The following is a 23,506-nucleotide window of genomic DNA, read 5'->3' as shown; positions in this document are numbered from 1 at the left end:
GTGGGGGCTACTTCACGGCCTGCTGGCAGATCTCCGACGCCGACAGCACTCGCTGGTGCGCCCGCACGTCGTCCACGCCGCCCGCCCAGAAGCCGGCCTCGGCACCGCCGGTGCGCCCGCGCCCGATCGCGAACCTCCCGCTCGCCGACCACGAGCCCACGAAGTCGGCTTCGGCCATCTCGCCGCCACAGCTCTGCGGATCGCCCATTGCGAACGCGCGGATCTTGCCGGTGACGGTGTCCCGTGTGCCCGCGATGTGGGTCCACTGACCCACGACCGGGGTCTGGGTTGTGCACGCGCTGGTGTCAGCGCCCGCGGCGTCGGAGCTCGCGGCGGTGAAGCACCAGCCGCCCGCGCCCGCGTTGGCCGCGGGGTCGTAGCGGAGGGCGAACGCGGACACGGTGACACCGTCCTGGCTGACCGCGGTTCGGGACACCCCGGCCGCGTCCAGCCGCACCCACGCCATCACAGTGAAGCTGGCGGCGTTGTCCAGCACCGGCAGCGCGGTGTGCACCTGGCCGGACGTGCCGTTGAGCTCGGCGGCGTTGCCGGTGTACCCGGGGCCGAAGGTCACCCCGCCCGCCGGGGTGCCGTTCGCCGGGGTGATGGTGGTGTCAGCGGGCGAGCACTCGGCCTTGCCGGTATCCGCGGCGGTGGCGTCGTGCAGCGTCCACAGCCAGCAGCGGTCCGGCCGGGGCCGGACCCGGTAGGCGTACGACGAGGTCGACGTGTTGCCCGCGCGGTCGCGGGTCACCACGGAGAACGTGTGCGCCATATCGAACGCGGGGGTGACCCCGACGCTGGTCGGGCCGCCCGGCGTCGCCGCGACCGTGGTCACCGAGCCGCCGTCGATGCTCCACGCGTAGTTGGCGACGTCGGGTGAACCGGTCTGGAGGGTGAACGTGCCGGGCGTGCCGACGACGGCCCCCCACCGGCCGGACGGGTACTGCGCCGAGTTCACCGCAGCGGGCGCCGGCGCGGCCTTGTCAACGGTGAGCTGCTGGAACGGGGTCCATGGGCCTGGCATGTTCATCTCGTCGACGCTGCGCGCCCGCCAGTGGTAGGTGCCGCCGTCGGCGAGCGCCCCAGCGGGCACCTGCCAGTCGGTGTTGCCCGGCGTGGCGGTGGGCCCCGAGCGCCCGGAGGTCACCAGGGTGGCGGTGTCCGACGCCTGCGCGCGGACTTCGAAGTCGGTGTGCACCAGGGACCCGTTCTGCGGGTCGGCCACGGACACCGGCAGCCGGGGCTGGGTGACCCGGACGACGGCCGGGTTCGTGCACGCCTGGTAGCACTCGCTCGCGCTGAACGGTCGGGCGGACGGCTCGTTCGGGGGGTTGTTGTACCAGACCGTCATCCTGAAGGTGCTCGGGTAGAACTTCTTCCAGTAGCTGGTGGTCGACTCGCCGGTGCCGTTCTGGCGGCGGGTCGACAAGCCAAGCGTCGTGAAGGACCAGTACTGATTGACCGCGTACTGGACGTGACCTGTCAACGCTGGCCCACCGAATTCCATGGGCTTGTCGGGCTGGATGTAGCCGCAGCCACCTGCCTCGTTCGCGTTGCCCCACTGCTCGTCGAGCCACTCGTGCAGCGCGGGCGACCACGTGGTCCGGGTGCCGTTGGCGACGCTGGACGGGAAGTCCGCGGTGGCGTACAGGCTGACCGGCGTGGCGGCGCACGCCGACGAGTGCGTCAGCGTCGTGTAGACGCGGGCGTCGACGATGTTCTGGCCCGCGATCGCGCCGAGCTGCATCTCGAAGAACGACCGGTAGGTGCCGCCGCCGTCCGGTGACGCGCCGACCCGGGCGATACCGTCGTTGTTGTTGGAGTTCGTGCTCCGCGCGTACGCCCACTTCTGCCGGGTCGCGTCGAACGGGGGGTCGACGTACAGCGGGAACGCCACGTCCCGCGCGGTCAACAGACCCGCATCCGGCACCACCCGCAGCGTCGCTCCCGACACGGCGGCCGACACCGCCGCCGTCCTGGCCGTCTCGCCCGGACCCCGCGCCGTCGACCGGTCGGCGCCCGACGAGTCCCACATCAGCCCGGGCGCCGTCGAGGCGACGACCGCGCCCGCCTTGCCGGTGAAGTCGATCCCCCCATCGGCGCGGTTGACCGCGGTCACGCCGTTCATCGTCAGCCGGTAATCCAACGCCCGCAGTGCCGGGTTCGCCGCCGCCTCGGCGTTCCTGACGACCAGCACCTGCCCGAACCCGGCAGCTGTCGCCCGCATCCGCAGGTCGACCCCCGGCAGCACGGACCGGTAGACCGCGGTGTCCCCCTCCACGACCGGCGCGGGCAGCGGCGACGGCCACCGCAGCTCGATCGTGCCGCCGTCGGTGGTCATCCGCACGAGCGGATCGGCGCCCCCCTTGCCGAACTCCAGCCCGACCGCAGCCGCCAGCGGCGCAACCGAGCCGTCCGACCCGGCCTTCAGCCGCGTGTCGACCCCGACCCACCGGTCGCCCCGCCGGACCCGGACCGGCACGATGTGCTGCTCCAGCACCGAGATCCCGTCCGGGCGGACCGTGACCCGCGAGGTCTCCGAGACCGCAGGCGCGACCTCGACGTCATGTCCGCACCGGGCCGCCATCGCCAGCGCCGCGGCGCGCGTCGCCGTCTCCGCGGCACACGCGGGCGCGGCGTCGGCGATGACTGGCGTCGCGAGCGATCCGACCAAGGCCGCCACCACCGCCAACCCCCAGGATCTGCGTCGCGGCCTTGACCGGTGAACCAGTTGTCGCTGCATGAGTCCGTCCCTTCCGGTGGGGTCGGGAGGGCTCGCGGTGACCCCTCACCAGCGCGAGCCCCACCCGGGTCAACCAGGAGAACGTGGCCGCAAGGCGTTGCCACGGCGTTTAAACCGCGTATAACGCCTGGTCAGCGGGAGGGAGGAGGTCGGACCGCCGCCACGTCGAGCGCACAGGACCAAGATGGCCGGACAAACTGATCAGGCCGCCGAGCCGCGAACTCGGCGGGCAGGCCGTCCTCGGTGACGGACGCGGCCAGCCGCTGGGCGAACTCGGTGGCGTCCACCGCCCCGTACCCGGCTCAAATAGCCGGGAAAGCCGGCCACGTCGGGAGCCCCGGCCGTAGGTCGGTCACAGTCCCTGGCTGACGCCGTCCGCGGCAGCCAGCCCTGTATCGCGATGAGCCGCTGCGCCATCGGGGGAAGGCGTCGACGCGGACAGCATCCGCGAGATCCTCACCGGGCTCCGCACCACCCTCGACGACCTGTGCGTCGCGCACGACTTACGGATGCCCCGCACTCGGTGCGCGTGGACTGACGCGACTCACCTGACTGGGCCGTGAACTCCCGCCACAGCGGTGATGTGGAGCGTTCGTAGTGGTCGCGGCGGCGATGGGTGGGCGATGCCGGTCTTTCGGGGCCATCCTGGTCGCGTTCGTGGCGCTGGACAGCGCCAACCGCTTCGGGAAGGGATGATTTGGTGCGCGGGCGCGCACAGCCCGTCACGCCAATGTGCCCGGCGCTGCCTCCACCCGTAGAGACGGCAAGGCGCCACCCCCGAACGACGAGAGGCGGCGACCATGGCGACGAGGCCCCAAGTCCGGCGCTCCGTGCCCCCGGTTGTTCAGGCGCGGTGGGCCATGTGGGCGTTTGTGCTGGTCAACCTGGGAGCTGTCGAAGTCCTGTTCATCACGAGCGGCACCGGCAAGAACTCAATCCTCACCGTGGCCAAGTTCGTCGGCCTGCATGCGGCCCTGCTGATGATGTTTCAAATGCTCCTGGTCGCCCGGCTGCCGTGGTTGGACCGCCGCATCGGGATGGACCGGCTGACGGTGTGGCACCGGTGGACCGGTTTCACCCTGCTCTGGGCCATCCTCACCCACGCCACGCTGATCGTGCTCGGCTACGCGACGCTGGACAACGCGTCGATGGGGCGGACCTTCCTCGCGCTGGCCGGGGTGCCCGCGTCGCTGCTGGGCATGATCGCCGCCGCCACGATCGTCGCGGTCGCGGCTATCTCCCTGCGGTCGGTCCGCAGCAAGCTGCGCTACGAGACGTGGCACGCCCTACACCTGCTGGTGTACCTGGCGATCTCGGTGGCGTTCGTCCACCAACTCCTTGAGACGACGACGTTCAAGTCGTCCACGTTCGCCACCGTGTACTGGTGGGCGCTGTGGATCCTCGCTGTCGGCTCCCTGGTCACAGGGCGGATCGCGGTGCCGCTCTGGCGCAACGCGAGACACCAGTTCCGGGTTCAGGCCGTGGTTCCCGAGTCGGACAACGTGGCGTCGGTGTACGTCACCGGCCGCGACCTCGACCGGCTTCCGGCCAGGGCGGGCCAGTTCTTCATCTGGCGGTTCCCCGGGCACAACCACTGGTGGCTGGCAAACCCGTTCTCGTTGTCCGCCGCGCCGGACGGCCGTTCCTTCCGGCTGACCGCCAAAGCGGTCGGCACGGCCAGCGCGGGCCTGCGGCATGTCCCGGTCGGGACCCGGGTGTTCATGGAGGGCCCGTATGGCGCGTTCACGTCGCTGCAGCGGACCCGCCCCGGCACGCTGCTGATCGCTGGCGGCGTCGGGATCACCCCCATCCGCGCCTTGCTGGAGGAGCGGTCGACCGCGGACGTCGTGGTGCTGTACCGCGTGCGCGACGAGAGCGACGCGGTGCTGCTCGACGAGGTCCGGCACCTGATCGGGACCAACGGCGGCAGGCTGCACCTGCTCACCGGCCGGACCAAGGACGGCGCCCGTCCATTCGAGCCCGACAGTCTCCGTGCCCTGGTCCCCGACATCGCCGAACGCGACATCTACGTGTGCGGCCCGCCCGCGATGACCTCGTCGGTGCTGAGCAGCCTCCGCGCGATCAAGGTGCCGAGCTCGCAGATGCACGCCGAGAAATTCAGCATGGCCTGACCGTCCTCAGACCGCGCGGCGGACTCGAGCGAGATGGGCTGCCGATTCGCCGATTCGGGGTCGGCCTGCGAACTGGACGCCGGATGGTCACATCGACTGTCCGGCCTTCGGCGTCGTGGAGTATCTCCAAGCTCACCGCCTCGTAGAACATCTGCAGCTTGGCGGGATCCGCGCGGTCCAGCCCCACGGCCATCTCGCCCACCATGACCACCCACGCCTCGATCTCGGCGCGGCCGACCGCGCGGGCCGATGGCGTTCTCGCCAGTTCCTCACACGCCACGTCGAACTCCGCCTGCCTGCTATTGATCGCGTCAACCAACGCGGCCGGATTCGCTCCCGCCTCGATGGCCGCTTGGACCGGAACCATCAAGTGGTGACCCGAGCCGTGAACCGGAGCGCCGGTCCACGGCTCGGGTCAGACTCCTACGCGGGCGCGGGCCTGCCGCGGTGCAATGACGCGAACGCTGATGCGTTCAACCCGGCGGGTGAAGGCTCCGGGACGATCGTCGCGGGCGGGAACGGCGCGGACACCGTGGTGGAGAAGGTGTCTGTCGCCGGGTTCGACTGGGTGAAGAACGGCTTGAACGTCGCTCCCGTCGCGCCCAGGCCGATGTAGTCGCCGACAAAGAAGCCGCGAGCGAACGGAGCCTGACGCATGTCGAACGACGTCGGGGTGACGCGTTCCTCGCTCCAGGTCGCGCCGCCGTTGGACGAGCGCAGGATCCAGGCGTCGGTCAGCAGCGGGGTGCCGGAGACCGTGTCGTTGCGGAAGTCGTAGTGCAGCACGGCGATGTTGCCCTGGTCGTCGACCTCGATGGCCGGGGTGAACGCCTGTGTCGACGCCACGGCGTTGATCCGGACCGCGGGGGTCCACGTCAGGCCGCCGTCGGTGGACTTGGAGAACGCGATCCCATCGTTCTGGAAGCCGGTCCACCGGGCGTCCTGCCACACCGCGTACACCTCGTCGTGGCCCACCCGCTCGTCGGTGGCGATCGACGGGATGATGTCGCCGGTCCGCACGGGCGCGCCGTCACGCGGATCTCTGACGCCCACCGTGCCGAGCCGGTCGACGACGATCTCGCCGGACCAGGCGGCGCCCTTGTCCTCGGACCGCAGCACCGAGATCGTGCCGCCCTTGCGGCCTTCGCCGTTGTCGTTGCGGAACACCGTCATGATGTTGACCAGGTCGCCTTCACCGGTCACCGAGATCTGGTTGCCGATGGTCTGGTCGTTCTGGCCGGGATCGAAGATGTTGCGCGCGGGCTCCCAGCTCGCGCCGCCGTTGGTCGTGCGGGTGAAGTATGTCGGCCCACGGAAGGCCGCCGCGGTCAGGAACGACTTTCCGCCCGCGCGTTCGTTGGGGAACACCAGCCGGTCCCAGATGCCGTAGACGTGGTTCGCGGACGTCTGATCGGCCGTCATGGAGTTCTTGTCGTTGAACACATGCGGGTTGGTGTCGCGGATCAACTCGATCGGCGTACCCCACGTCATCCCGCCGTCGAGCGACTCGCTGACCAGCATCGCGTTGGCCAGGTCGCGGGTGTCGTTGAACGACAGGCTCATCTGGTAGGCGTGTCCGTCGGGCCCGAACGTGACCCACGGGTCGGTGGCGCGCTCGTAGTCGCCGACGCTGCCCGCGGCCGCCCCGGAGCAGCGCGAGAACGTCGGGCCCGCGACCTGGGTCCAGCTGCCGCCCCCGTTGGTCGACACGCTGGTGCCCAACCCGCTGGCGCCGCCGCTGGAGAAGCGGTCCTGCTGGTAGACGCCGATGAGGTTGGCCGGGTTCGTCGGGTTGAGGTCGATCCACGGCTCGACTTCCGACCCGACGAACAGGGTGCCGTTCTGCGGTGCGCCATGGCAGTTCGGCGCGAACGGGCTCGGACCGCTGGCCTGGCTCAACGCAGCGACGGCGGCCCCGGCGGGCGCGGCGGTGAGTCCGATGACGGAGACGAGCGCGAGTGAGATGGTCAGGGTTCGCTGTGGCATTGGGCCTTCGCCCCTTCCGAAAGGTTTCCCCCTTCTCCTTGTGACTCGATCGGGGGATGCCCAGTGTTACGCCGGGTCACGATCTGTTGGACGGCTCAGCCGTTGGTCCGCACCGCTCGATCGGGATCAGGCAGGCCTGCACCCCCGCTGGACAGGATCTGCGACGCGGATCAATCGGTTCGGCGTGTTCACGCCAGGGTCGGGCAGTCCGGCCAATGTCTATCCGCTCTTCGATCTCGGCAAGGTCGATTGCGCGGGCCCTCCGGCTATAGGTTCGCCAGCGCCGGGCAGTTGGCGAAGGCCGGGAAGTTCGGGTCCAGGGTGAACGCCTCCAGGTAGAGCTTGGTACCGTCGGGCAACGTGTCCACTAGGATGATCTGTCCTGTTGGGACGATCTTTGTCTGCGGCCGGTCGAAGTCGAAGTCGACGAGAAGGCCGTCCGCGTACGGATGGATGGAAACCACACCGCCTGCGAACAAGGGCTGGGCGAAGTTCTTGCTTCCCGGGCGGCTCAACCCCGCGGGGTCAAGCGGAGCCTTGCCAGAGCACCATTGCGCGACGATCTCGTGGACGGTGGCCGAAGCAGCAGGCGCGACTATGAGGTTACCCAGGAGTAACGTCGCCACCGCGGTGAGAACGAGCATTAGCTTCTTCATGGGGAACTTCCTCTCCGGACCCCTTCCCGCGGCGCCTGCACACCGGGCGTCGTGTTGACCAGTACGACCGTTACACGGTCAGCGCCTGCACCAGGCTCTCCCGCCTCGGATCCAAGCGAGCGGATCAGGACGTCCGGTTTTCGCGGTGGAACCTCAAAGCTACCGAGGCAGTCGGACGCCCGTGTCGCCGGACCGTGCGGCGGCGTAGACGTGAGCGGCGAGTGCGATGTCGTGGACGCCCATGCCGAAGGGATTGATGACCACCCGGTCGGTCTTCGCGATCGGGCGCTGGTACGCGCCTGCGAGCAGGGTGGCGAACTCCGCGTCGATGTTTCTGGCGCCGGGGGGCGGGACCTGGTCGGGTCCGGCAACCCGGCCTGCCCGGGCGAGTCTGCCGAGCAGGCGGGTGTCGTCGTCGCTGACGAGGGTCCAGTCGTCGACGAAAAGGTGGTCGCAGCCGAGAAGTAGGTCCTCAGTGGCGTCGTCGAGGGAGACGTTGACGAAGGTCGCGCCGTCGGGAAGCCACTCGGGCCGGACGTAGGCGGTAGTGGTGGTCGTCGCCGCGATGGTGAGGGGGGCGGAGCGGACCGCGGCCTCCGCTGTGTCGGCGATGTCGATCGTGACCTCGGGTAGCGACAACTTGGCCTGCTTGGCGAACAACACCGCCCGCTGGGGTTCGGTGTCGTAGACCGTCACGGCCGAAAGTGGACAGCGGGAGCCGAGAAGGTCGAGGTGGGTGCGCGACTGGCGGCCACAACCTAGGAAGGCCACGCGGCGGATGTCGGACAGGTCAAGGACCGCCCCGACGGCGGCGACCGACACCGCGGCCGTGCGCAGTGCGCTGATGTGCCCGGCATCCATCAGACACACGGGAGCCGCGGTGTCGGGATCGAAGAGCACGATAAGCCCGTCCGCGCGCGGCAGACCGCGGTCGACGTTCCCAAGACACGCGTTGATGATCTTGCAACCGTATGAGTCGACATGGCGAGCGGGCAGGATCAGGCTGCGCGCGGCCGTGCCGTCCGGAGCGGTCCACCGCAGCGCCGCCTCAGGCGTGACCGCGGCGCGGCCCTCACGAACCGCTTGGAACGCGTCGGCGACGACTCGCAGCGGATCGACGGTCCCGCACAACTCGGCCACCCGCGCCTCGTCGAGGTACAACAGCGCATCCCGGCCGACCGACATCGCACGCCCCTCCAGTGACACTCCGGACAATTGATCGCACCCGCGAACTACCCCACCGCGGAATCCGAGAGCGGTCGGGACGGCCGCTATGCCGCCTGCCGAAACCCGAGGAATTCCGCGCCCGAACTACCGGCCAGCATATCATCGCGTGGGCTCCGTCCGCACCTTTCGCCCGAGACCGTGAGACCCTCGACGACACGAGGCGACACTGTTGACACAAGGACTCGCCCGCCTCTACTTTGATACATTGCCACCCTTTTAAGGTGGCGCGTACTCAGGGAGGGTATATGAAGAATCCGCAGAATCTCCTCGCCCAGCTCATCGACACCGACGAGCTCAAGGCGCTCGACCCCGAGGAATTGCGGGACATGCTCGCCAAGTTGGACGACGACGTCGTGTACGGGACGAACGAGGTCCTCGCGCGCTAGTCTTCCAGTAGTACGGTAGCTCGGGCTCGATCGGGTGTCCACGTTGACTCCCGATCGAGCCCGAGCGTTATTGAACGGGCTTGCCGTTCAACGACCGCGTGAATAGCATTGCGATATGACCACCCCGTCACCCACTCGTCCGAAAAAACCGCGCTCACTGCTGCGAAGGCCGGACCCGGACGCGGCGGCACGGCTGTTCTGCTTCCCGTACTCGGGCTGCGGAGCATCGATGTACCAGCGGTGGCCGCGCTGGATCGGCCACGTCGAGGTGTGCCTGATCCAGCCTCCGAGCAGGCAAAACCGCATCCGGGACGCACACTATGAGACCTACGAGGCGCTCGCCGCGGCACTGGTCGAGGACCTTGCGCCCTACCTGGACACACCGTTCGCCTTCTTCGGGCACTGCGGCGGCGCGCTGCCCGGGGTGGAATTGACCCGCCAACTCGACGCGGCCGGACTCCCGGTGCCGCGCAGAGTATTCGTCTCCTCTCAGGTCGCCCCGCACGACGGGCCATACGGCAGACTGCTGGAAATGAATTCCGACGGACTCAGGGACGAACTGGCCACGATAATAACGAGCCTGGGCGGCGAACCGAACGGATCGCTGATAGAAATGGGTCTCGAACTTCTCGTGAATGATATCGAGGCGAACAAGCGCTATCACGTGGATGCCCCATTGCGACTGCCCTGCGGAATCACGGCGATCGGTTGGGCCGACGATCCGGAGATTCCGATACAGCTCATGGGCGGCTGGCTGAAGTCGTCGGACGACTGCCGCTACGCCCTGTTGGACGGCGGCCACTTCGAGTTTCTCGACGCACCCGCCGAGCTGCTCACGGAAATCGAGCTCGACATGACGGACAAAACCGCAACGCCCACACCGGGAGACGCCTGACCGGCAACGGCGTGCCGCTTCGATGCAATAGCGGGTTCAATTCAGCAGAGTCGGCACATCCAATCGTAGGGGTCGGGGGCCGAACCTCGGTGGATCGCGGTGAGTCGCCGACGCAGACGCAGGGTGACCGGCCCCGGCTGGTGGCCGCCGACGACGAACTGACCGCCCGCGTGTTTCACCGTCCCCACCGGGGTGATCACCGCGGCGGTACCGCAGGCGAAGACCTCGGTCAGGTCACCGGATCGAGCCGCCCGCTCCCATTCCGCGGTGGACACCGCGCGCTCCTCGACGCGGTAGCCGAGGTCGCCCGCCAACCGCAGCACGGAGTCGCGGGTGATCCCGGGTAGCAGCGATCCGGTCAACCCCGGGGTGACCACCCGCGCGTCGGGGCCGGAGCCGAACACGAAGAACAGGTTGTTCACCCCCATCTCCTCGACCCGGCCGCGGTCCACCGCGTCCAGCCAGACGACCTGGTCACAGCCCGCCTCAACGGCCTGCCGCTGTGCGACAAACGCCCCCGCGTAGTTCCCCGCGCACTTGGCGGACCCGGTGCCGCCGGGCGCGGCACGCGAGTACTCGTGCGACAACCAGACGGTCACCGGTGTTACCCCACCGGGGTAGTAGGCGCCCGCGGGCGAGGCGACCAGGACGAACAGGTAGTCCCGCGCCGGGGTCACCAGCAGGTCGGCCGAGGTCGAGATCATCAACGGCCGCAGGTACAGCGAGTGTTCCTCCGCGTGCGGGACCCACCGCTCGTCGCGTGCGACGAGCGCGCTCAACGAAGCCAGGAACAGCTCATCGGGCAACTCCGGCATCGCCAGCCGCCGCGCCGAGGCCCGAAACCGAGTCGCGTTCTCTTCTGGTCGGAAGCTCGCGACCGACCCGTCGAGCCGACGGTAGGCCTTGAGCCCCTCAAAGACGGCTTGCCCGTAGTGCAGGACCGCGGCACACGGCGATAGCGTCAACGGCTGGTGGGGACCGACCGTGGCGTTGTGCCAGCCACGTTCCGGGGTGAACTCGATCGTCACCATGTGGTCGGTGAAGTACTTGCCGAACCTCGGATCGGCCAACACCTCGGCGAGGTGCTCCGGTGTCGCCGGAGCCGGGTTCGCGACCTCGGCGAAGGACGTGCTGGTTGTCATCTGTGCCCCGCCTTCGACGTCTCGGTTCCCGCCACGATCAACCCCTGACCGCGCTGCGACGGGTCGCCACGAGCGGCAGGTGTTTCATGCCCGCGATGAAGTTGGAATGCAGGTGCTCGGGCTCACCGCCGGATTCGAAGCCGTCGAACTGGTCGAACAGCTCCTCGAAGAACTCGCGCAGGCTGATCCTGGCGACCGCGTGTCCGACGCAGTAGTGCGGACCGACACCGAAGGCCAGGTTGCGTTCCGCGGGCGTGCGCCGCACGTCGAACCGGTACGGGTCGGGGAAGACGTCGCTGTCGCGGTTCGCCGACCCGAGCCACGCGGCGACCGGCTCCCCCGCCTTGATCGTGGTGGCACCGAGCTGGACGTCGACCTTGGCGTAGCGCATGAAGTGACTGGCGGGCGAACTCCAGCGCAGCGCTTCCTCGATGCCGCTGTCGAGCAGTTCCGGGTGATCGGCCCAGTCCGCGTACTTGCCGTCGTCCATCAGCTCGACGATGGCCGCGTTGGGGACGTGCGGGGTGGTCACGTTCGCGCCGAGCAGCAGGCTGTAGCAGTTGGACACGATCTCGCCCTGGCGCAGTTTGCGGCCGTCCTCCAGCTCCATGGTGCGCAGGATGTCGATGAGGTCGCCGTCGCCGTCGCCCTTGCGCCGCGCCACGGAGTCCTCGAACGACGCGAACAGCTCACGGTGCGCGCGCTGAAGCGTCGCCTTGCCGCCCTCCGGCCTGATGAACTCGGGATCGTCGGGCGCGATTGCCTGGCTGGTGAGGTAGGTGAGGCGTGGCCAGTCCTCGCGGTCGAGGCCCATCAGCGTCCCGGTGACCGCCATCGGGATCTTGCCGGTCAGCTCGGCGAAGTCGAACGGCTCCCCGTCGACGACCTCGGCCAGCAGGGTCTTGATCTCCTGGCGGATGGACTCGCGCTTCCATTCGAGGATCTTGCCGTTGAGAGCGCGCTGGATCGGGGACCGCATCCTCGTGTGCTTCGGTGGGTCGGTCGCGGGCAGCTGTTGGCCGCTGGCCGGGTCTTTCTTGCCGAGCAGGTTGAGCAGGGTGCCGTGCTCGGAGGTGAACACGTGGTGGTCGCGGAGCACGCGGGTGACGTGGTCGAACTTGGTCGCCGACCAGAAGCCGAGCCCGGGGGCGACCCACTGCCAGTGCACCGGGTCGCGTTCGCGCATGGCGTGCCAGATGGCATGGGGGTCGCCTTCGCCGTGCAGGGCAGGGTCAACCAGGTCGACGGTGTCCAGGTCGATGGGCTCCTGTCCTGTTGGCCGGGTCAGTTTCATCGGTCGTCCCTCCAGTGGGTAAACGTTGTCGGTGTCGCGGCAAGCAGTTCGGTGATCAGTGCGGGGGCGCTCAGGCCGCGGGCCCTTCCCGCTCGGGGAGACCCTCGCCTGCCTGGCTGCCCCCCTTGTCGACCAGCTCGGCGAGGCCTGCCACCGTCGCGTTCTCGAAGAACAGTCGGGAGCCTGGCATTTCGGCTGAGAGCGCTCCCCGCATCTGGACCAACAGATCCGCCGCGAGCAGCGAGTTGCCGCCCAGTTCGAAGAAGTCGTCGTGCACACCGACGTCCTTGACCGCGAGCGCGTCGGACCACAGATCGGCGAGCAGGGCCTCGACCGGTGTGCGCGGCGGCACATAGTCGGTGTCCACGTCGCGGGGCGACTGGTCAGGGGCGGGAAGCGCGGCACGGTCGACTTTCCCGTTGCGCGTCAACGGGAACTCGGCCATGAACACGATGGCGGAGGGGATCATGTGCCGGGGCAGCCGTTGGTGCAGGGCCAGGCGCAGCTTGGCGAGCAGGTCGTCCGCACCGTCCTCCGGCACGACGTAGGCGACCAGGGACTTCTCTCCGGTCGACTCGGCGTGGCGAACGACTACGACGGCCTCCTTCACCCCCGGCTGACCGGCTACCGCGGCCACTATCTCGCCGAGTTCCACCCGGTAGCCACCGACCTTGACCTGGTCGTCGCGGCGGCCGCGGAACTCAAGCGCCCCGTCAACGCCGCGCCGGACCACGTCACCGATGCTGTACATGCGCTCGCCGGACCGGAACGGGTCGGGCACGAACCGTTCGGCGGTCAACCGCGGCCTGCCGAGGTAGCCACGGGCCAGCCCGGCGCCCGCCGTGTACAGGTCGCCCCACTCGCCGTCGGGGACCGGAACCAGATCCTCGTCGAGGATGTAGACCAGGGTGTCGGTGATCGCCCGGCCGATCGGGACGGTGTCCTCGACGAGGTCGGTGACGGTGTGGCAGGTCGTGAAGCACGTGTTCTCCGTCGGCCCGTACCCGTTGACGAGCCGGATGTCCGGATGCGTGCGCCGGACACTGTTGATGTGCGTCGGCGAGAGCACATCGCCGCCCGCCAGGAGCTGACGCAGGCCACCGATGCCGTCGAGCTGGCCGTCGACCATGCGGTGGAACAATCCGGTCGTCAGCCACAAGGTGGTGACCTTCTCCCGCTGCAGACTGTCGCCCAACTCGGACAGCGACAGCGGACCGGGCTGGTACACGACCAGGGTTCCGCCGTTGAGCAGCGCCCCCCAGATCTCGAAGGTCGCCGGGTCGAAGGTGAGCGCGCAGAGCTGCATGATCGTCTCGTCCGGGCCGAGTTCGGCGTAGTCGCCGTCCTGGATGAGCCGCACGACGCCCCGATGCGGCACGGTGACGCCCTTCGGCTTGCCCGTCGACCCGGAGGTGTAGCAAACGTAGGCGAGGCTGTCGGCTGACGTACCGGGGTCGAGCGGCCCGCTGTCGTCGGCCGCGGGCAGTTCGCCGCCGTCGAGGCTGAGCACCGTCGCGTCGACGTCCGGCAATCGACCCGCCAACCGCTCGTGGGTCAGCAGGACACGGGCGTCGGCCTGGTCGAGCATGTACCGGAACCGCTCGGCGGGTTCGTCCGGGTGCAGCGGCAGGTAGGCCGCGCCCGCCTTCAGGATGCCGAGCAGCGCGACGATCATCTCGAACGAACGCTCGACACACACCCCGACGATGCCTTCGGTGTCCACGCCGAGCGTCCGCAGGTGGCGGGCGAGGTTGTCGGCCGCCTGGTCGAGTTGGGCGTAGGTCATGTCCTCGTCCAGGAACCGCACGGCGGTCTTGTCCGGGCGGCACCGCACCTGCTCGTCGAACAACTCGGTGATGGTCGCGCTTCGCCAGTCACTCATCCGAACTCATCTCCTCTACCCGAGCGGCCAGCGCCGATGGGCGACCGATCCTGTTCACTGGTCTTCACTTCCCGCATTCGTCGGTCGCAGCGCGAAGGCGCAACCCGTGCGGGACTGTCTTCCGGCTCGCGGGCTCCCGCTGGACCACTGGCTGTGCCGGTCGCCGTACCGCGCGCTCAGCGGATGGCCGGACTGCCCGCCGGGTGTCTCGAACGCGGCGACACCGCCCGCCCCCGGCGACAGCACCGCACGGCCGACGGCGGCGAAGCCGGGGACGCACGTCCGGACGCTGTACAGACATCCCGGCTCGGGTTTTGGGGCGATGTCGAGCAGTGGAGCCGACCACGGCGCGAGCCCCGAGAGGGGATGGGCCAGTCCCACCGAGTTGAGCTGTCCCCACGACGGCTGGGACGTGCCGGTCCGGCCCCTGAGGTCGGCCATCGCCTGTGCGACGCATCCCGCCACGAGATCGTCGCGGGTGACGTCCGCGGGGAGCAGGGCGCGATCACCCGCGGCCAGGATCGCCAGCAGCGGCCGGTCGAAGGACCGGAACGGGTACTGGAAACCCGGGTCGTGGTCGCGGCACACCGACAGGTAGGGCGCCAAGACGCGCTGGGCGAGGAGCTCACGCAGTCGCACCAGGATCGCGAACGCGCGGGACCCCGCGTCCGCCCGCCCGTCCCACTGCCCAAGCAGGTCCGCGGTCGCGGCGTCTCGGTCGGCGAGGGCGGACACCGCAAAGTCGCGATATGGCAGGTAGACGTCCGCCGCCAGGTCGTGTTGAAGTGCTCGCAGGGCGGCGAGTCCGGTGTCCTTGGTCTCGGTGAGCACCTGGCGTGCCCGCCTGGCGCGATGGCCGGGGTCGAGGTCGTAGCCGATGCGGAACGGGTGTTCGGGCAGCGCGGCGTCGTTCGCCGACACCAGGATGCCCGACTCCGGGTCGACCAGCTTCGGTCGCTGCGAGCCCGCGAGGTGGCCGTGCGCGACACCCTGCTCGCCCGCCGGTCGGCGGGGAAGCAGTCCGGTCGCGAGGTGCGCCATCCGCCCGGACTCGTCCGCGAGCAGGACGTTGAGCGCGATGCCGTCCGCGTCGTCGAGCACCATGATGCCCTGCTCCACAGTGGACACGTGGGCGAGCCGCTGGAATCTCAGGTCGCAGCCGCGCACATCGTGTCCGGCCCACCGGACCGCGATCTTCTCGCCCAGCAGCGGTTCGGCGGACACGGGCATCGTGCCGTCCCAAGTCTGGTCGACGACCGCGTCCTCCCGGCCGCGGACCCGGATGCGCTCGGTGTCGGTGACGAGGTCGCCGCCTGCCGTGACCAGGTCGAGCACGTCCGCGGTGAGGTTGGTGACGCCCCAGACGACGCGTCCGTTGGTACCGGTGAGCACCGCGGGCAGACCAGGCGCGGCAAGGCCGCGCAACCGGGTGCCCGGCCAGCTCATATCGACCTCGTAGAGCAGGTTCGGCATAGCGAGCGCGAGATGGAGATCGCACGCCAGCACCGGGCCGTCCTGGCCGCCCTTGACCCAGCAGTTGGAGCCGGGGACCGCGCTGTCGACTTCGATCACGTCGGCGTCGGCGGTCGAGGAACGCAGGCGGGCCAGATCCGCGGGCAGAGGCGGCCGGGCACCCGCGTCGTCCGGCAGGAAGAAGCATGCGGCGTCGTCGGGCAGCGCGCGCCGCACGACGGCCTCCGCGCGCTTGGCCCGTTCGTTCCAGGACAGCCCGTGGAACAGGTACAACGCGATCACCAGGCTGTCTTGGACCGTCCACGGCCGCGGCCGGTAGGACAGGAACCGGCATTCGAACGGCGCCCCGTGGCTGGACCACGCCGCGTCGACCCCGGCGCTGAACGCGGTCAGCAACTCCCTTTCCGGTGTGGCCAGGGACTCCGCGGCGAGGTCGGCGACCCGGGTCAGCCCCAACGCCCGGTAGCGTCGATCCGACGGCAACGCCGTGCGACCCCACACCTCCGCGAGGCGACCGGAGGCGGTGCGCCGCAACAGGTCCATCTGGAAGCCGCGATCGCGGCCCATCACGTACCCCAGTGCCCGCACCGCGTCCAGCCAGGAGTCCGCGTCGATCCGGGTGACGCCGTCCGGCATCGACACCGCCCGCACCTCGGCGCTCAGGCCCGGCACGGCTACGTCGCCGGAACACCGCCCGGCGGAGCCCGTCAAGGCACGCGCCATCCTGATCTCGATCGCGATGCGGTCACGACGAGTCCCGACGTACACCGCGATCCCGGCCGCGGCGACCACGAGCACCACGCCGCCTGTCCACAATGGAGCAAACAGGGCGCTCGCCAAGGCGGCGATGGCGGCCGCGATCGCCGCCGTGCCGATCGCCTTGACCGAGGGGAGCCGCCACAGGCGGCGGTAGCGCACCCGGTGGACCACGCACTGGCTCACGGGCGCCCCCTCGCGGGCTCCGTGCCGCAGCTCGCGGACGCCCGGTGACACTTGCTCACGGGGCCTCCCGCAGGGCCAGTGCCGTCGCCGCCACCGCGGCGGCGATGTCATCGAGCAGGTCGGCCGCGACCGCCTCGTCCGTTGTGGCGGGCTTGTACTGCAGGGTCAGTCGCAGTCCGCCGGAAGCCGGGGACACGCCGAGGATGAACTCCGAGGTCGTCGCGGCGATTGGGGTGCCAAGGACGTCGCGCCGGGTCTGATACGGCGCGAAGGTGAGGCCGTCGTCCGGGGCCACCTCCGGAGTCTCTTCCTGCACGACCAGCATCACCTCGAACACCGGGCCGGTGCGTTCCGCCTTGGGATAGGCCGACTCCATCGACTCCAGGACGTCCTCGAACGGGAGTTCCTGGTTGTCGAACGCGTCGATGGTCACCCGGCCCGCCTGCTTGGCCACCTCGACCGGATCGGCATCGGCCCCGATGCGCATCCGCAGGACGATGGTGTTCGCCAGCAGACCGACGATCTCCTCCGTGCCCGGCTGGGTGCGATTGGCCATCACGGTCGCGACGCGGATGTCGTCCTGGTCGCTCCACGACCGCAGCGTGGCCGCGAAAGCGCTCAACACGACCATGAACTCCGTCAGGCCGTGCCTGTGCGCGCCGTCTCGTACCGATTCGACCACCGCCGCGTCCAACCGGACCGTCCGGTAGGCCGACCGGAGACGCTGGACGAAGCCCGCCTCCTCCCCCACCGTGAATCGACTGGTCGGCGTGTCGGTGAGAGCGGACCACGGCGGCGCGAGCTGATCCAGCCAGTACGCGCGGTGGCGTTCGGCGTCGGGCGAGTCCGCCGCCAGCGCTGCCCTCTCGGCCAGCGCGCCGCTGCCCAGGGGCACGCGAGGGTCCAGCGTCTCCCCCGCGGCCAACGCCCGGTAGGTCCGCGCGGACTCGGTCAGCAGCAGGGTGAGCGACCAGCCGTCGCTGACGATGTGGTGGATGTTCAGGTAGATCACGTGTTGGTCGTCGGCGAGCCGGAAGACGATCACCCGCAGTAGCGGTGCGCTCGCCAGGTCCATCGGTTCCCGCACCGCGGCCAGCATCATCCGCTCGCACCGCGCGGCCGGATCTGGCTCGGCGCGCAGGTCCACCGCGTCGATCCCGAGCACCGCGTGCGGTTCGACCACCTGTACCGGGCCGGTATCGGTGTCCACGATGCGCGTGCGGAGGGCTTCGTGCCGCCGGACGAGCGCGGCGAAGGTCCGTTCGAGCACGTCGATGTCGAGTGGTCCGTCCGCCCGCAGCGCGCCGGGCATGCCGAACAGGGCGATCCCGGGAAGTTGACCGGCGACCAGCCACATCTGGTGCTGCGCGCGCGAGAGGGGGTAGCGGCGCGGTTCATCATGGATGGTCGGTCGTTCGATCATCGTGGACGCGATCGGTCGCGCGGCCGCCAACGCGCCCGCGACGTCGGCGATCGTGGGCGAGGCCATGAACGTGCCCATCGAGAGCGTGCCGTGCCGGGCGCGGAGCCTGCTGACCACCTGCATCGCGGTCAGCGAGTCGCCGCCGGAGTCGAAGAAGCCGGTCGTCGCGTCGTAGTCGCCCGCGCCGAGCACCTCGGCCCACACCTCGCGCACACTGTGCTCCAGCACCGCGGACTCGCCGCGCACGATGGTCTCCGGGGGCGGCGCCGCGGGAGCCGCGGCCGGTCCCGGCCCGACCCGCTCGGCGTCGACCAACCGGGCGAGGTCGGCCGCACCGGGCAACACGGTGTCGCGCAGCGGTGCGTCCGCATCGGCGATGATCGCCGCCAGCACGGCGCGGTGTGCCTGCGCGGCGAGCGCCAGCGTCGGGCGCGGCAGCGCGGCCTCGTCGTATTCCAGGAGCGCTCTGAGTTCGTTGGTCCGCAAGTCGACGGTGTAGTTCGAGCCGTAGGCGTAGTGGGTGGACTCCAGCTCGTCGGCGTCGGCGAAGTCGAGCGTGCCGTCGCTGACGAGCCTGCGGGTCGTGTGGTAGTCGGTGAAATTGAAGCTGGAGTCGAAGATCGGCCGAGACCCGTGGTGGGCCTGGATCGCGGCGTTCGGGTACCAGCGATGGCTCATCATCGCCATCTCCTCGCTGTGCACCTGCCTGGCCAGCTCGGCCCAACTCTGGTCGACGAGCCGGATCCGCATCGGGAGCTGGTTGAGGAACAGCCCGAGCAGGCGGTCCGCGTCCTGCTCCTCCGGGCGGCTCGCGAAGACGAGACTGGTGGCCACCTCCTGGTGCCCGGTCAGCCACGACACGACGCGGACATGCGCGGCACACAGCAACGCCTTGAGCGGGACGCCCACCGTGGCGGCGACGGTCCGCAGTTCCCCGATCGTGCCGGGGAAGTTCACGTGGAACTGCCGCATGACCGGCGCCACGGCCCGGTCCGGGGCGATCAGCGGGGCCGACGACGATGTCCGCGCGCGCCAGAACCGCTGGTGGGCAGGATCGTCGACGGCACGCTGTTCCAACGCCACGTAGTCGGCGAATGTGCTGCGTGGCGCCGGAACCGGGCCTGCGATGCCGCCGTAGAGCCGTTCGACGTAATGGGAGTGCAGGTCCTCGAAGAAGATGTTCACCGACCAGCCGTCAAGGATGGCGTGGTGGTGGGTGAAGATCAACTGATAGTCGTCATCGGACGTCGTCAGGACTACGAGCCGGAACAGCGGCGGCTCGGCGAGGTCGAAGTCGCTCGCGGTCTCGGTCTCCACCACCCGCTGGATCCTGGCCGCCTGGCCGTCCTGATCGAGCAGCCGGATATCCTCGAACCGCACCGGGACCTCGATTCCGGTGTGGACGCGCTGGACCGGGCCGTTGGCGTTGGCCAGGTCGAAGCTCGTGCGCAGCACCGGGTGGGCGTCGGTGACCGCCTGCGCCGCCGAACGGAACGCCTCGGGGTCCATCCGTCCGCGCACGCGGTAGCTGAGCATGATGTGGTAGACCCGTGCGCCTGGCGCGAGTTCCTGGTGATAGATCATCCCGGACTGCATCGCCGTCATCGGATAGGCGTCCTCGACGTCGTCGGCGAACGACCCGGCGAGCCCGGCGGGAAGCAGGGCGAACGGCGCGCGTCCGGCGGGCGCGTCGGCGATGTCGGGCACGGCGCGCTCGGCGAGCCGAATGAGATCCGGGGCGGCATAGACGTCGCGCACGGTGAACCGCAGGCCGCGGTCGCGGGCGAGGCCGACGAGCCGGATGGCGTGCATCGAATCGCCGCCCAGGTCGAAGAAGTCGCCCGCGGTCGTGACGGACTCGTCCGCCAGCACTTCGCGAAACAGCTCCAGCAGCAGCGCCTGCGTCGCGTTCTCCGGTGGCGCGGACACGACCGGGCCGGGCCTGCTCGTCGCGGTGCCCGCGGCCACCGCGGCCCGGTCGAGCTTTCCGTTGTTGGTCAACGGCAACTCGTCCACGATGGTGACCACGTGCGGGACCATGTAGCGGGGCAGGACCGTGCGCACCGCCTGGACCAGGTCCGCCCCGGTGAGCGCCGACTGGGCCCGCACCACGACCATCGCCACGATACGGGACCCATTGCCGCCTGCCGTGGCAACCGCGGCGCCCGCGACGATGACACCGGGCTGCGCGGCCAGCGCTTCCTCGATCTCGCGCAGTTCGACCCGGAATCCGTTGACCTGCACCTGGTCGTCGCGCCTGCCCAGGTACGCCAGGCTGAGCCCGTTGCGTCTGCCGAGATCGCCGGAGCGATACATGCGGGCGCCAGGAACCGGGCTGAACGGATCGGGCGGGAAGCGCAGGGCCGTGTCCCTCGGCCTGCCGACATAGCCGGCACTCACCTGCGGACCCCCGACGTAGATCTCCCCGACACACCGGTCGAGTACGGCGGTTCCGTTGTCGTGCAACAGGTACAGCGACGTGCCGGGCAACGGGACGCCGACGTCGGACTCGGCGGTCTCGACGTCGTCCGGCCGCAACCACCGCCACGACGCGTGCACGGTGGTCTCGGTGATGCCGTACATGTTGACGAGCTGCGCCCGGTCGCCGACCGCCTGGTACCACTGGTCGACCAGCCCCCGGTCGAGCGCCTCACCGGCGAACAGGACGTAGCGGATGTGCTCGGCCGCGGCCGGGTTCCGGACGATCGCCGGGAGCATCACCGACAGCGCGGAGGGTGTCTGGCTCAGGACGGTGACCCGTTCGGCGCGCAGCAGCTCGGCGAACGCCTCCGGTTCCCGGGTTGTCCATTGTGGAACGATGACCAGTCGGCCACCGTGCAGCAGGCAGCCGAAGAGCTCGTACATCGAGACGTCGAAGGAGCAGGCGTGGAACAGCGTCCACGTGTCGTCGGCGCCCAGACCGTACGGGCCCGCGGTGGCACCCAGCAGGCTGAGCAGGTTGCGGTGGGTGACGTGTACCCCCTTGGGCTGCCCGGTCGAACCCGACGTGTAGATCACGTACGCGGTCGCGTGCGACGGCACTGGTCGACCGGGCGCGGCGGTCGACCCCGACTCGGCCAGCTGGGCCACGGTGCTCCACTCACCCGGCTGGTCACCGTCGGGCCGCTGCCCGATGATCAGGCGCGCGCCGGAGTCGGCCAGGACGCGGTCGACCCGGGCCCGCGGCCAGGAGTCGTCCAGCACCAGAACAGCGGCGCCGCCTGCCATGACGCCGATGATGGCGACCACGAGGTCGATGCCGCGCGGCAGCGAGACCGCGACGATGTCGCCCTCCCCCAGGCCGTCTCGGCGAAGCCCGCGTGCCACGTGGTCGACCAGACGAGCGAGGTCTCGATAGGACAGTGATCGACCCGCGTCGCTGATGGCGACCGCGTCGGCGCGCACCCGCGCCGTCTCGGCGAGGCGGCTGACCAGTGAGTCCCCCGCACCCGGCGACCAGGGGGCCGGGGCGCCCACCGCACCCGCACCCGCAGCGCCGAACGGCGCCGCGGCGAGATCGGCCACCCTGGCAGCCGGTTTCGCCGCGCCGAGCGCGATGATCCGGTTGATCATCGCCGTCATGGCGGCGACGTCCGATTCGCGCACCGCGCGCCGGTCGAACTCGACCTCGACGGTCAGGGTGTCGCCGTCGTCGCGGATCAGGAAGTTCATGTCGTACTTCGCGCCGACCTGCGGCACCGGTAGGTGACGCGCGTCCAGACCGCGGAATCGCGGCTCGGGCAGCTCGGTGCCGAGGTCGGTGAGGATGACGTTGTACAACGCCTTCTCGTTGCCGCCCGCGGTGATCTCGGTCGAGGTCACGGCGTTGCCCACCGCGCCGTAGACCGCGGTCCTGGTCCGCTTGACCAGGTCGAGGAAACTTGGGCCGTCGCCAAGATCGAGCCGGACCGGCACCATGTCGAGCAGCAGGCCGACCAGGTCCCCCAGCCCGTCACGATCGCGCCGGGCCACCGGCATCCCGACGACCAGGTCGTCGCGGCCGGTGTAGCGGGACAGCACGGACGCCACGGCGGCCGAGACGACGAGGAACGCGCTCGACCGGGTCGCCGTCACAAGTCGCCGCACGTGCGCGGTCACGGTCGCGTCCACGACCGTGATGTGGGCGCCACCGCGGTCCGATCGCGCCTGGTCGACGGCGGGCGGCAGGGGCAGCGCGCCGAAGGCCGCACCGTCGAGCCGGTCCTGCCAGTACCGCCGGGCCGCGCCGAGATCGGCGTAGCGGAGCCGGTCGCGCTCCCACCGGGCGTAGTCGAGCATGTCCGGCCCGCCCGCGGGCGGCGCGGCGGACGGGTCATCCAGCCGGGCGTTGTAGCAGCGCGCCAAGTCCCGCAGCAGGACACCAATCGAGTAACCGTCGGCGATGACGTGGTGCAGCACGACGAAGAAGACGTGGTCGTCCTCGGCGAGGCGGTGCAGGCGCATGCGCACCGGTGGCACGGTGTCCAGCGCGAGCTTGCGGTCCGCGAGGCGGGCGCAGTCCTCGACGCATTCGGCGAGAGCGGTCCCGGATCCGGTGCGATCCTCGACCTCGACCGGTGTCCTGACGTGGGGCAGCACGACTTGACTCGGCTCGCCGTGCTCCACTCGGAACACGGTCCGCAGCGACGGGTGCCTGCGGTGTAGGTCGTCGAGCGCGGCGGCGAAGGCGACCTCATCGAGCGTTCCGCGCAGGCGCAACGCGCCGCACAGGTTGTAGGTGCCGTCGTCCAGGAAGTAGTCGGTCGCCCACAGGCTCTGCTGCGCCCTGGTCAGCGGACCACTGCGAACCTGGTCGTCGGCGCCGTCGCGGTCGGGCGGCCACCGCACCAGTGCTCGCCGGGTCAGCAGCGAGACGAGTTCGTCGCGGTGTTGCTTCATCTCGGCCAGCAGATCCGGCGGGAGGCGATCGCCCACCCCGCGGTACTTGATCCGGTCCCCGGTCAGCGTGAGGCCGACACCGAGGTCGTCCAGGCGCCGCAGCAGGTCGAGGGCGCTCACAGCTCCCCCTCGTAGACCTCGGTGGTGTCGAGCCCGGCCCCGGCCGCCCCGGTCCGGTCCAACTGGGCGGCGACCTCCTCGATGGTGCCGAGGTCGAAGAACTCCTCCAGTTCCAGTTCGACGCCCGTGCGGTCCGACAGCTGGAACACCACCTGCACCGCCAACAGCGAATGCCCGCCCAGCTCGAAGAAGTCCTCGGTCACGTCGACCGCGTCGACCTCCAGCAGTTCACACCACACCTCCGCGACCAGTTTCTCGGTCGGCGTCCGCGGTTCGATCAGCTCCGGCTTGCGCTCGGACTGCGTTGTCAAGGGGTCCATCGCC

Annotated in this window: 14 protein-coding genes; 3 read left to right on the top strand and 11 right to left on the bottom strand. The window is 69.9% G+C overall.

Translation table 11 applies throughout. From position 1 onward, the window contains the following. Positions 1–7 precede the first annotated feature (7 nt). Entirely contained in the window at positions 8–2,677 is a 2,670-nt protein-coding gene (locus tag BN1701_RS08380) for a LamG domain-containing protein (RefSeq protein ID WP_172803208.1), read from the bottom strand. Between the two features lie 929 nt (positions 2,678–3,606). Between BN1701_RS08380 and BN1701_RS08375 the strand changes: the two genes are divergently transcribed. Beyond that, a complete protein-coding gene (locus tag BN1701_RS08375; protein ID WP_231949539.1) occupies positions 3,607–4,878 on the top strand; it encodes a ferric reductase-like transmembrane domain-containing protein in 1,272 nt (423 codons plus the stop codon). Here BN1701_RS08375 and BN1701_RS08370 read toward each other — a convergent pair. The 4 genes from BN1701_RS08370 to BN1701_RS08355 all read right to left on the bottom strand — a co-directional run bounded on the left by BN1701_RS08370 (position 4,865) and on the right by BN1701_RS08355 (position 8,705). After that, a complete protein-coding gene (locus BN1701_RS08370) occupies positions 4,865–5,245 on the bottom strand; it encodes a hypothetical protein (protein ID WP_054047076.1) in 381 nt (126 codons plus the stop codon). The two genes, BN1701_RS08375 and BN1701_RS08370, sit on opposite strands and share 14 nt — an antisense overlap. Before the next feature lie 56 nt (positions 5,246–5,301). Continuing rightward, positions 5,302–6,864: a sialidase family protein gene (locus BN1701_RS08365; RefSeq protein WP_054047074.1), complete on the bottom strand. Its 1,563-nt coding sequence runs from the start codon at positions 6,862–6,864 to the stop codon at positions 5,302–5,304. Positions 6,865–7,130: 266 nt separating this feature from the next. Further along, positions 7,131–7,520, bottom strand: coding sequence for a hypothetical protein (locus tag BN1701_RS08360; protein ID WP_157367821.1), 390 nt, complete (start codon positions 7,518–7,520; stop codon positions 7,131–7,133). Positions 7,521–7,679: 159 nt separating this feature from the next. Then, positions 7,680–8,705 (bottom strand): ornithine cyclodeaminase, encoded by a 1,026-nt coding sequence (locus tag BN1701_RS08355; protein WP_054047070.1) that lies wholly within the window; start codon positions 8,703–8,705, stop codon positions 7,680–7,682. A 287-nt stretch (positions 8,706–8,992) separates the two neighbouring features. Between BN1701_RS08355 and BN1701_RS35305 the strand changes: the two genes are divergently transcribed. Continuing rightward, on the top strand, positions 8,993–9,133 hold the full coding sequence (locus BN1701_RS35305) for a hypothetical protein (RefSeq protein WP_157367820.1): 141 nt from the start codon (positions 8,993–8,995) through the stop codon (positions 9,131–9,133). Positions 9,134–9,248: 115 nt separating this feature from the next. Further along, complete coding sequence (locus tag BN1701_RS08350) at positions 9,249–10,028, top strand: thioesterase II family protein (RefSeq protein ID WP_054047068.1); 780 nt, start codon at positions 9,249–9,251, stop codon at positions 10,026–10,028. Between the two features lie 41 nt (positions 10,029–10,069). Here BN1701_RS08350 and BN1701_RS08345 read toward each other — a convergent pair whose 3' ends face one another. The 6 genes from BN1701_RS08345 to BN1701_RS08320 form a co-directional block, all read right to left on the bottom strand. Continuing rightward, positions 10,070–11,170: a branched-chain amino acid aminotransferase gene (locus tag BN1701_RS08345; protein WP_054047067.1), complete on the bottom strand. Its 1,101-nt coding sequence runs from the start codon at positions 11,168–11,170 to the stop codon at positions 10,070–10,072. Positions 11,171–11,207: 37 nt separating this feature from the next. Next, positions 11,208–12,464, bottom strand: a complete 1,257-nt coding sequence (locus tag BN1701_RS08340) for a cytochrome P450 (RefSeq protein ID WP_054047065.1) — start codon at positions 12,462–12,464, stop codon at positions 11,208–11,210. 70 nt (positions 12,465–12,534) lie between these two features. Beyond that, the gene (locus tag BN1701_RS08335) at positions 12,535–14,346 is read right to left on the bottom strand and encodes a non-ribosomal peptide synthetase (RefSeq protein WP_054047062.1); all 1,812 of its coding nucleotides are present in this window, start codon (positions 14,344–14,346) and stop codon (positions 12,535–12,537) included. A 54-nt stretch (positions 14,347–14,400) separates the two neighbouring features. Beyond that, on the bottom strand, positions 14,401–16,761 hold the full coding sequence (locus BN1701_RS08330) for a penicillin acylase family protein (RefSeq protein ID WP_054047060.1): 2,361 nt from the start codon (positions 16,759–16,761) through the stop codon (positions 14,401–14,403). A 55-nt stretch (positions 16,762–16,816) separates the two neighbouring features. After that, positions 16,817–23,182 (bottom strand): non-ribosomal peptide synthetase, encoded by a 6,366-nt coding sequence (locus tag BN1701_RS08325; RefSeq protein ID WP_054047058.1) that lies wholly within the window; start codon positions 23,180–23,182, stop codon positions 16,817–16,819. Next, a complete protein-coding gene (locus BN1701_RS08320) occupies positions 23,179–23,502 on the bottom strand; it encodes a phosphopantetheine-binding protein (RefSeq protein ID WP_054047056.1) in 324 nt (107 codons plus the stop codon). The genes BN1701_RS08325 and BN1701_RS08320 overlap by 4 nt, the downstream gene beginning before the upstream one ends. Positions 23,503–23,506 lie beyond the last annotated feature (4 nt).

Origin of the sequence: Alloactinosynnema sp. L-07 (assembly GCF_900070365.1) — a bacterium.
In the GTDB taxonomy this organism is placed as follows: domain Bacteria; phylum Actinomycetota; class Actinomycetes; order Mycobacteriales; family Pseudonocardiaceae; genus Actinokineospora.
The sequence above is the reverse complement of the archived record's forward strand: the minus strand, read 5'-3'. Positions and strand labels throughout refer to the sequence as shown.